This is a genomic window from Methylobacter sp. Wu1, from assembly GCF_036553575.1.
Taxonomy (GTDB): domain Bacteria; phylum Pseudomonadota; class Gammaproteobacteria; order Methylococcales; family Methylomonadaceae; genus Methylobacter.
The window spans coordinates 1-10,175 of sequence record NZ_JAZHOC010000051.1 but is presented as its reverse complement, the minus strand read 5'-3'; the positions used below and the strand labels follow the sequence as shown (position 1 = coordinate 10,175).

The window sequence follows — 10,175 nt, the reverse complement described above, 5'->3', positions numbered from 1 at the left end:
ACCACGCCCGCGTCCAGCTGGACGAAATAATTGCTGTCTGTCAGCAGATCTTCCGCCGGATTGATGGTTACGGTATTGGTCGTGCCGTTCTTACTGAAGCCAAAACTCACCTGGCTGCCATCGTTGATGTCGATAGTGCGCACGTCGCCCAGACCGTCACTAATGACAATATTGCCGCTGCCGGCTTTGATGCTTTCGTCAAAGGTCAAGGTAATATCGCTGTTGACCGCCACATCAAGCGCATCATCCTGCGGTGTGGTGAACTGCAGTGTCGGCGCAGTCTCGTCTGAAGACACTTGGTCAATAATTTGCCCATTACTATCGTACCAGGTGGTAGTGATGCCGTCAGAGTATGTGCTGCCAATAAACTGGCCGCCGGCATCATAAGTGTAAGTCGACTCGCTGGAGCCGCTGCCTCCGTTGCTGTCCGACCAGCTGCTGCTGTAGGTTTGCACGGTATTGCCGGCGCTGTCAGTGCTGGTGATGTTACTCCATTCTGAGGTGTAACTGTAGCCCTGATTGTCGGTAGTGGTGCTGCTGCCCCAGGAGTTTCCACTCGCGTCGTAGGTGGAAGTCGACTCGCTGGAACCGCTGCCTCCGTTGCTGTCCGACCAGCTGCTGTAGGTCTGGACGGTGTTGCCGGCGCTGTCGGTGCTGGTGCTGTTGTTCCAGTCTGAGGTGTAGCTATAGCCTTGACTATCGGTAGAGGTGCTGCTGCCCCAGGAGTTTCCGTTCGCATCATAATAGCTGGTGCTGCTGTAGCTGTTGCCCAAGCCGTCATCGTAGCTGTAGGTGCTGCTATGTCCGGTTACCACGCCGTTCGCGTCATAAGTGGTGATATTGCCGTAACCGTCATCATGGAAATAACCGCCTTGGCCGTCCGGAGTGAGCTGCGAAACATCGGCGCTTTGGCTCACGATATTCCAGTTGCTGTCATATACCGTGGTAGTAATACCGTCAAAGTATGTGCTGCCAATAAACTGGCCGCCGGCATCATAGGTGTAAGTCGACGTACTGGAGCCGCCGCCTCCGTTGCTGTCCGACCAGCTGCTGGTGTAGGTTTGTACGGTATTGCCGGCGCTGTCGGTGCTGGTGCTGTTGCTCCAGTCTGAGGTGTAGCTGTAGCCTTGGCTGTCGGTAGTAGTGCTGCTGCCCCAGGAGTTTCCGTTCGCGTCATAGATGGAAGTCGACTCGCTGGAGCCGCTGCCTCCGTTGCTGTCCGACCAGTTGCTGGTGTAGGTTTGGACGGTGTTGCCGGCGCTGTCGGTGCTGGCGCTGCTATTCCAGCTGGAGGTGGAGCTATAGCCCAGGCCATCGGTAAAGGTGCTGCTGCCCCAGGAGTTCCCGTTGGCATCGTAGCCGTAGGTCGATTCGCTGGAGCCGCTATTGCCGTAACTGTCCGACCAGCTGCTGGTATAAGTCTGAACGGTATTGCCGGCACTGTCGGTGTTGGTGCTATTGCTCCAATCGGAGGTGTAGCTATAGCCTAGACCGTCGCTGTAGCTGGAGGTGCCATTGCCGCTCAGTTGATTCCAGTTTGCGTCATAGATGGAAGTCGACTCGCTGGAGCCGCTGCCTCCGTTGCTGTCCGACCAGTTGCTGGTGTAGGTTTGGACGGTGTTGCCGGCGCTGTCGGTGCTGGTGCTGTTGCTCCAATCGGAGGTGTAGCTATAGCCTTGACTATCGGTTGAGGTGGAAGTGCCGCCCAGAGAGTTCCAGTTTACATCGTAATAGCTGGTGCTGCTGCTAGTGTTGCCCTGGCCGTCATCGTAATTAGTAATGACGTTATAGCCAATTAATACGCCATAGGAATCGTATACTTCTATTGTCTCAGTTGTTTCGTTCATAAATTTTATTTCGACAGTAAATTAAATTCATCAGCAGAGTCTGCATATTTATTTTTCATCTTTTGTTTTTTGTTTTTTGTTTTTTGCCCTCCGTCTCAAAAATTTCCAATCTTATGAAGCATTAACTTCATATTTAATTACAAATAACAAGAATGAAGTTATGTCCTCTTATTCACCAGATAGATCATTTCCATTCCTCAAAACTAAAATGTAAAAAACATTTCAAGAAACATAAGCATCTGTGACTCTCACTTTTGAAGTAGAATTAACTGTCTAGCCCTAACTATGTGAGCAAAGATAGAAATCAGGCGCAAATACTATTTTCTTTGAGCTTATACCTTTCCTATAAAAGCGCGGCTCTTTTATGCATTTGCTTTTCTAAAATTAAGCTCCAATTCTTACAGATGTATCTAAAGATAATATTTGAAAGATACAAAAGTTTTACTCTCTTCTTGCTTGAAAACATAAGGCTTTGTTAAAGCTGTAACCCTTATTAGTCAGGACTATCCTATCGTAAAAATATAATGGCTTAGATGGGAATAATATAAAACGGCAGTGTAATACCAAGTTTTCTTGAATACTTTCGATCAGTTCCTGATCACTTCAAGCTGCCACTCCATAGCACTGGCTAGATTTTTATACATCCCTAATTATCAAACATCTCAGAATAATTAAACAGTTCCTAAGATAATTACAGCCTTATAGGCGCAATAAGTAAATTCTTTAAATATGGAGAAATATTTTTCTGAAAGATACTGATCTATCGCTATAATAATTCTGAATACAAAAATTGAAAAAATTTCACCCTATATAACCTATAGTACACTATAAGTCTAACGAATTTACTCAAACTGCGCATCTGCTAAAAATAAATTTAACTTATACTTCCCGACTAAAATATCGGGAGTCATGTCTCTAGTAAAAACACACAGTCGACTTAACTTCATTTACCAAATGATAATTAATACGATTACCCTATATTGATAGGGTCAATTTATATATCTTCCCCTGAATTTATGTCACAATACTAATCTTTTTGATGTTACTTTGTGCAAAATGGAAGTTTCGACTAAATCGGATTTGGAAAAAGCTTTAAGTCTGTGCAAGGGGGCTTTTTTATCAGCCGCTGGTTTCAGCATGATCATCAATTTTCTGATGGTTATTCCTTCTATTTATATGCTACAAGTTTATGATCGCGTGGTGCCGACCGGCAATCAATCGACATTACTCATGCTGACGCTGATCATGATAGTGCTGTTTATCACATTAGGGGCATTAGAGTGGGTGCGTTCTCAAATCCTGGTCAGGGTCAGCACTCGCTTGGAAACCCTGCTTAATGAAAGACTATTTCATATCGCCTTTAAGCAATCATTATATTCAGGTGGACAAAGGGCGACATCACAAGCGTTAGACGACTTAACCGGCTTAAGGCAATTCATGACCGGCAATGGACTGTTTGCTTTCTTTGATGTGCCTTGGATGCCCGTATATATCGCCCTAATGTTTGTTTTTCATCCCTGGTACGGCTGGGCGGCCGTTTTCACAGCTATTGTTTTGGCTATCATTGCAGTAGCTACTGAAAAAACCACTGGCAAGATATTAGCGGAAGCGAACAATTTGGCTATTTCAGGCCGCGGCCAACTCAATAGGAACCTTAAAAACGCTGAAGTTATTGAATCGATGGGGATGTTAGGCAATATCCGAAAACGGTGGTCCGACGGCGCCCTCAAGGTATTGGAACTGCAAGCTGTAGCAAGTTCTCGAGCAGGTTTGTTGACAGCATTGTCAAAAATCATACGCCTTTCCTCCCAATCGTTAATTTTGGGCCTGGGCGCGTATCTGGTCATTCTCCATGAAATTACTCCCGGCCTGATGATTGCCGGATCAATCTTATTAGGCAGAGCACTGGCGCCCATTGATTTAATGATTGCCACCTGGAAAGGTTTCATCAGTGCTCGCAGCCAATATCGGCGTCTTAATGAAATACTGAAACAAAATCCTGTGGATCAGGACAAGATGACGCTCCCCGATCCGCAAGGCCGCTTACAAGTGGAAGCGGCCGTGGTCGTTCCGCCGGGCGCTAAATTACCGGCCATCAAAGGCATCAGCCTGTCAATTGAAAAGGGTGATGCCGTCGGCATCTTAGGTTCCAGCGGCGCCGGCAAATCGACGTTCGCGCGCGCTTTATTGGGCATTTGGCCAACGGCTGACGGCACCATCCGCTTGGACGGGGCTGATATTTTTACCTGGAATCGCCAGCAGCTAGGCAATTTTATTGGTTACCTGCCCCAGGATATCGAGCTATTCGACGGAACCATCGGCGAAAATATTGTCCGTTTCGGCGCTGTTGACCCTGAAAAAGTTGTGGAAGCGGCCAAAATGGCAGACGTACATGAATTGATCCTGCGCTTGCCGGAGGGTTATGACACGTTTATCGGCGCTAACGGCGGCAATCTGTCCGGCGGCCAACGCCAGCGGATTGGCCTGGCACGAGCATTATATGGCAATCCAATTTTAGTGGTACTGGATGAGCCGAACTCAAATCTTGATGAACAGGGAGAAAAAGCTTTGGAGAATGCCATCCAGAAACTCAGGGAAAGAAAATCAACCGTGATCATAATCACGCATCGCCACAATGTACTGGCCAAGGTCGATAAATTGTTAATCCTTCAAGACGGCGCCTTGGCAGTATACGGCCCGCGCGATCAGGTCATAGCTCATTTACAGAGGCAAAACGCTCAGCCGGCGCCACGGCCGCCGCAAGCATCAGCCGCGTCAACCGTACCCGTAGCACATCCCGTTTAATCGGCTGATTAATGATGAAAGAAAAACTTGAGCGACACAATGTCGCCAGGATAGCTGACTTGCATACTGACGACCGGCCGATCCGAAATATCGGCTTTACGATCGTATTGATTACATTCGGCATCTTTGGTGGTTGGGGCTACTTTGCCCCTATTGACAGTTCCGCACTGGCATTGGGCGTAGTAACAGTCAAGTCTTACAAGAAAACCGTGCAGCATCTGGATGGCGGCATTGTGGCTAAACTACTGGCCAAGGATAGTGATTTCGTTAACGAAGGCCAGCCGCTGCTGATGCTTGATGACACCCAGGCCAAAGCACAACTGGAAATTATCAAAAGCCAATATATAACCTTAATGGCGCAAGTCGCGCGCTTACAGGCGGAGCGGGACAACGCACAGGAAGTGCGCTATCCGGAAAAGCTGCAAGACCAGACCGATCCCAGAATACCGGAAGCAAAACAAACCGAATCGCACATTTTCATGGCAAGGAAAAACACTTATGAAGGAGAAATAGCCGTCCTTAAGCAACGTATCAGTCAAATCAACAGCAAAATAGATGGTCTGAAAGGACAAATCCGCAGCAAAAAAGAACTGATAACCTCTTATGGCGAAGAGATACAGGATTTAAAAGAATTACTGGCTGAAGGCTTCGCAGACAAGCTGCGCTTGCGTGATCTGGAACGCAATTATGCATTGATTAGCGGTGAAATTGCTGAGCTAAGTTCAGAAATCGCCAGTAGCGAAATGCAAATCAGTGAAAATCGACTGCAAATCCTGCAGATACAAAAGCAGTTTCAGGAGGAAGTGGCAAACAAACTCAGCGAAGCACAGGCGCAACTTTACGATGCTTCTGAACGCTTGACGGCAACGCAGGATAAATTAAACCGCACCGTGATCAAAGCGCCGGCGAGCGGCATGGTACTGGGTTTGTCGGTTCATACCGAAGGCGGCGTCATTGCCGCTGGCAAGCCGATATTGGACATCGTCCCGCAAAATGCCGAGCTGATTATTGAGGCGCAAGTATCGCCGCTGGATATCGATCGCGTGAGTGTAGGCTTGATGGCGGAAGTGCGTTTCAGCGCCTTCAAGCAAGCGCTGACGCCCGTCATGGAAGGTAAGGTCATCCAATTATCGGCTGACCGGTTCACGGACGAAAAAACCGGCAATCCGTATTATCTGGCGCGTGTTGAATTGACGTCGGAAAGTTTCCAGAAACTCGGCGATTTGCAGCTCTTGCCGGGCATGCCGGCTGAGGTCCTGATCAACACCGGAGAAAGAACGCTGTTTGAGTATCTATCGCAACCGGTTACCAATGCTTTTGCGCGGGCATTTATAGAAGATTAAACGAAATGAGGACATCAGCATTATTAACGGCATTATTGATCGTCATGCCGGTGCCAGCCGGTTATGCCGAAGATCTCCAAACGATTTACCAACAAGCCCTGGAAGCGGACCCGCAGCTGAAAACGGCAGCATTGAGGGTGGAAATAGGTTCAGCCCAGAAAGGCCAGGCGCTGGGTGAAATGCTGCCGCAAGTCAGTGCCAGCGGCAACTGGTCAGTCAACGATCAACGCATTAAAAATGCCGGTTCGGACAGTTATCACGGCACGCGCTATTTTGTATCCCTGAGCCAGACTTTAATTGATTTCGCCAAATTCTGGAACTGGAGGCGGGCCGCCGAAGTAAAACATCAATATGAAGCGGAGCATACCGAGGCTCGGCATACCCTGATGTTTAACGTGGTGGACCGCTATTTCGGCGTGCTGGAAGCGGAAGACCAGCTGTACTTCCTGCAACGGCAAAAGGCCTTGACTCAAAAACAATTGCAACAGGTCCAGAAGCAGTATGCCAAGCAATTGATCAAAATCACCGGTTTATATGAAGTGGAAGCCAGGCTGGATAAGATAACTGCCGATGAAATTGAAGCTGAAAGCATCCTGGTGACGGCCAAGGAAAGCCTGAGGGAGTTAACCAATACCATGCCGCAGCGGCTACAAAAATTAAGGGAGCAAATTAACTATCAGGAATTAGAAGGCCCCTTGGAGCAATGGCTAGAAGTAGCCAAAAGCGAAAACCCGACATTATCAGCCTTACTCAGCGCAATCGAAGCGGCACACGATGACGTGGCGGTCCAGAAGTCCCGATATCTGCCGGTAGTCGATTTGCAGCTCAATTACTACAACACCAATACCGGTTATCAGAGCGCCCAAATACCCGAACTGGAAACCCAGGTAGCCGCCGTCAATGTCAATGTGCCTATTTTCACGGGCGGCACCACGACGCATCGCCTGTTTGAAGCGCAACACAGATTGGAAATCAGTAAAGAAGAGCTTGAAGCCCAAGTACGTGCTCTGATTAAGGAAACGAGCGACTCATTTTTAACTTCGAATGCCAATGTCAGACGCATCATGGCCTCGCGTAAAGCGCTCGAGTCGGCTGTCAAATCCCGGGAAGCGATGGAGCGTGCGTTCCACTACGGCGTAGCTACGGTCAGAGAGGTATTGGAAGCGCAGGAAGACGAATATCTGGCGGAAAGAAACTTGTCCCAAGCCAAGTACAGTTACATCAAAAACCGTATCCGTTTTTTGCGCGCGATAGGCATGATCAGCGATGAAAATATCCGCGAAGTCAATGATTGGCTGGAAATAACTCCAGAACAACCACAACAAAGTTCAGTTTCGGCTAATGAGGCCAGTTAGATTTGGTGTTCGACAGAAGATTTTCAGCTTAGGATAGGACGAGGAATAACTTCCCTGAATTTTGACGAGCAACATTGTGTGAGGGCGAATGAATTCGCCCTCACATAAGCGTCGATTTCATCGACACATTAGAAAGTTATTTTTAAACTAAGAGGATCGTTATCCGCCTGTTACGCTCATATGCCGCAAGAGGATGGGCTGCTCGTGGATATTGAATTCATGCTTTTCGGGCTTGATCGACATCGCATCGATAATGGCCTGTTTCAGAACGGCCATATCTCCGGGATGCGCTCGCATGACTTTTTTCAAATCGACCGAATGCTCATTGCCAAGACATAACAGCAAGCGGCCTTCCACGGTCAGGCGCACGCGGTTGCAGGTACTGCAAAAGTTTTCACTGTGCGGCGAAATGAAGCCGACGCGCGTCCGGCTGCCGGCCACTTTGAAATAGCGTGAAGGTCCGCCGGTTTTTTCAGTTGAAGTTATCAAGGTAAACTCGCGCGCCAAATCGGCTTTGATCAGGTCGCTGGAGTAATACGCTTCCGAGCGGTCATGCTGACTGATGATGCCCAACGGCATTTCCTCGATGAAGCTGATATCAATATCGTTATCGACGGCAAAGCGTACAAGATCGCAGACTTCCAGATGATTGCGGTTTTTCAGGATGACCGCGTTAATTTTCAGCCGTTCAAACCCGACCGCTTTGGCTGCCTGAATGCCTTTCAGCACCTGCTCCAGATTACCGGTTCGCGTTATGGCCTTGAATTTATCGGCATCGAGCGTATCGAGGCTGATATTGATGCGCTTGACGCCGGCCTTCTTTAATGAAGCCGCCATCGGCGCCAGATGAGAGCCGTTCGTCGTGATAACCAGCTCATTCAGACTTTCAATTCTACCGATATCCTCCAATAGGCCCAGCGCGCCTTTTCTGACCAGCGGCTCGCCGCCCGTCACGCGGATTTTCTTGACGCCCAGTTCGGCAAACGCCTTGGCCAGCGTATAAATCTCTTCCAGCGTCAGAATCTGCGTGCGCGGCAAAAAGGTCATGTCTTCCGCCATGCAGTAGACGCAGCGGAAATCACAGCGATCGGTAATGGAAATCCTCAAGTAATCGACTTTTCTGCCGAAGCGGTCGATCAATTGAGCGGGATCAGAAGAATTCATACTAACTCAAGGTAAATAAATCCGAGCCGGCTATATTATCATATTGTCCCTGCAAACGCTGTCGGCCATTTCGAAAATACAATACGCTGTAGACACAACCAAGCAACCGATCTATCCAGATTATCTGTGCATTTAAGCTTTTTTAATGACCTATGCGCTTCTGCCGGTTCGCCATGATGGCTACGCGCAATCTGTTAAACTGCTGCAGCAACAAGGCAAATCCGGTTGCAATGAACGGCTTGGCCTTTTGCGCCAGCAAGGCAAGGTAGCGGAACAGCGTCAGGGCGATGCGCTGACTGTTCTGGGCCAGCCGATAAAGAAACGGCCGTAGCGCAGCAAGATCGACTTTTCTGTCCCGGATTTTGCCGCGCCGGTACAGCCAGTGCAGCAAACCGCTGACATAAAGCACGAAAACACTTTGGCCGGCCAGAAACCAGATAAACCGGCCTGTGCCAGTCAATGCCTCGCCGGTATGCAGAGGCCATATCCAGGTCGCCAGCGTCTCGCCTGCCGAAAATTCAGAAGGGTTGCGCACTTCCTTAATCTGGCCGCTCCAGCGGTCCACCCAGACCGTCGTATACGGATGCCGCTGATTGATTTCGCCCGGCTGGCGCAAATTGACGCGGTAGATGCCGTTGTCGCCGACCGGCGTCGTAATGCGCCTGAGTTCGGCGCGCGGAAAAGGCCCCTGGGCCATAAAGGTCGCAGCCGCCAAACCGGTGGGGTGGTTGTTGGGAACCGCCGTACTGATGATGTCGCGCCCCGTTTCGCCATGCGCCATGCCCGATGCCCCGGCCAGAGATTCCAGCACCGCAGGATAGCTCAGCAGGCATCCTGTGGCCGCCAGCACCAGCAAGGGAGCGGCGCTGAACAGCCCGATAAAACGGTGCAGATCGAAAGCCAGCCGAATCATGCCTGTATTAGGGCGAATCGTGAACGCTTGCCTGAGCTGCCGCCTACCGGGCCACCACAGATACAGCCCGGTGCCGATAGAAACCATCAGCAGCAGCCCCAGAAGGCCCACGGCATTCCAGCCAAAGCGGTCGAGCCGAAGCTGGGTATGCAGGTCCAGCAGCCATGTCGTCACGGTATGTCCCCAGAAACGGCTGCCGACAACTTCCGCCGTATAAGGATTGACCGACACCATCAGCGGCGCATACAGCTCGAAGTAGGTCTCTCTCGGCTTGTCGTACCAGGCCGTCACCATACCGTGAGGCGATCTTGGCATTTCCAGCGTCCAGGCGCCGTAACGGTCAGGATGCGCCTGCCGCACCGCAGCCATAATCCGGTCCAGCGACTGATACTTTCCCTGCGGCTGTTCGATAACAAGTTGCGGATTCAGCAGTTCATCAATCTCTTCGCAGTACACGCTGATGCTGCCGGTCAGCCCCATCAGGGCGAAAAAAAATCCTGCAGTCAGCGCCAGATAAAGATGAACCTTGAGCCAGGTTTGCCGAGTCAGTATGCGGTGCATGAGTAGATAGATTGCCGTAGAATAAATAGGGATATTATCCCACAGGCGCCGAGGATTGTCGCATCAGATCAATAGTTCGGACACTTTTATGCGGCAATCGTCCCGTAGTCACTGAATTCGTCAAATAGTTGGGCTATTTTTTCGCAATCTCTGCTCAGGCCTAACTTGTCGAAAAGTCGTAACAGCA

Annotated in this window: 6 protein-coding genes; 3 read left to right on the top strand and 3 right to left on the bottom strand. The window is 49.7% G+C overall.

Going from position 1 to position 10,175, the window contains the following annotated elements:
* Positions 1 to 1,847: Ig-like domain-containing protein (locus V2P20_RS09600; protein WP_331817987.1), on the bottom strand; the 1,847-nt coding region annotated here is incomplete at its 3' end.
* Between the two features lie 1,056 nt (positions 1,848 to 2,903).
* Here V2P20_RS09600 and V2P20_RS09595 point away from each other — a divergent pair.
* From V2P20_RS09595 to V2P20_RS09585, 3 genes are read left to right on the top strand one after another with little or no spacing between them, the layout of a single operon-like run.
* Positions 2,904 to 4,652, top strand: coding sequence for a type I secretion system permease/ATPase (locus tag V2P20_RS09595; protein ID WP_331817986.1), 1,749 nt, complete (start codon positions 2,904 to 2,906; stop codon positions 4,650 to 4,652).
* 11 nt (positions 4,653 to 4,663) lie between these two features.
* Positions 4,664 to 5,995, top strand: coding sequence for an HlyD family type I secretion periplasmic adaptor subunit (locus tag V2P20_RS09590; protein WP_331817985.1), 1,332 nt, complete (start codon positions 4,664 to 4,666; stop codon positions 5,993 to 5,995).
* Between the two features lie 5 nt (positions 5,996 to 6,000).
* The gene (locus V2P20_RS09585) at positions 6,001 to 7,350 is read left to right on the top strand and encodes a TolC family outer membrane protein (RefSeq protein WP_331817984.1); all 1,350 of its coding nucleotides are present in this window, start codon (positions 6,001 to 6,003) and stop codon (positions 7,348 to 7,350) included.
* Between the two features lie 159 nt (positions 7,351 to 7,509).
* Here the strand turns inward: V2P20_RS09585 and moaA are convergent, their stop codons facing one another.
* Positions 7,510 to 8,514: a GTP 3',8-cyclase MoaA gene (gene moaA / locus V2P20_RS09580; RefSeq protein WP_331817983.1), complete on the bottom strand. Its 1,005-nt coding sequence runs from the start codon at positions 8,512 to 8,514 to the stop codon at positions 7,510 to 7,512.
* Between the two features lie 142 nt (positions 8,515 to 8,656).
* Complete coding sequence (locus tag V2P20_RS09575) at positions 8,657 to 9,988, bottom strand: PepSY-associated TM helix domain-containing protein (protein WP_331817982.1); 1,332 nt, start codon at positions 9,986 to 9,988, stop codon at positions 8,657 to 8,659.
* Between the last annotated feature and the right edge of the window lie 187 nt (positions 9,989 to 10,175).

Bases quoted from the DNA above. Each gene is read 5' to 3' on its own strand.
- V2P20_RS09595 (WP_331817986.1), top strand. From the start codon at position 2,904: ATGGAAGTTTCGACTAAATCGGATTTGGAAAAAGCTTTAAGTCTGTGC.
- V2P20_RS09590 (WP_331817985.1), top strand. From the start codon at position 4,664: ATGATGAAAGAAAAACTTGAGCGACACAATGTCGCCAGGATAGCTGAC.
- V2P20_RS09585 (WP_331817984.1), top strand. From the start codon at position 6,001: ATGAGGACATCAGCATTATTAACGGCATTATTGATCGTCATGCCGGTG.
- moaA (WP_331817983.1), bottom strand. From the start codon at position 8,514: ATGAATTCTTCTGATCCCGCTCAATTGATCGACCGCTTCGGCAGAAAA.
- V2P20_RS09575 (WP_331817982.1), bottom strand. From the start codon at position 9,988: ATGCACCGCATACTGACTCGGCAAACCTGGCTCAAGGTTCATCTTTAT.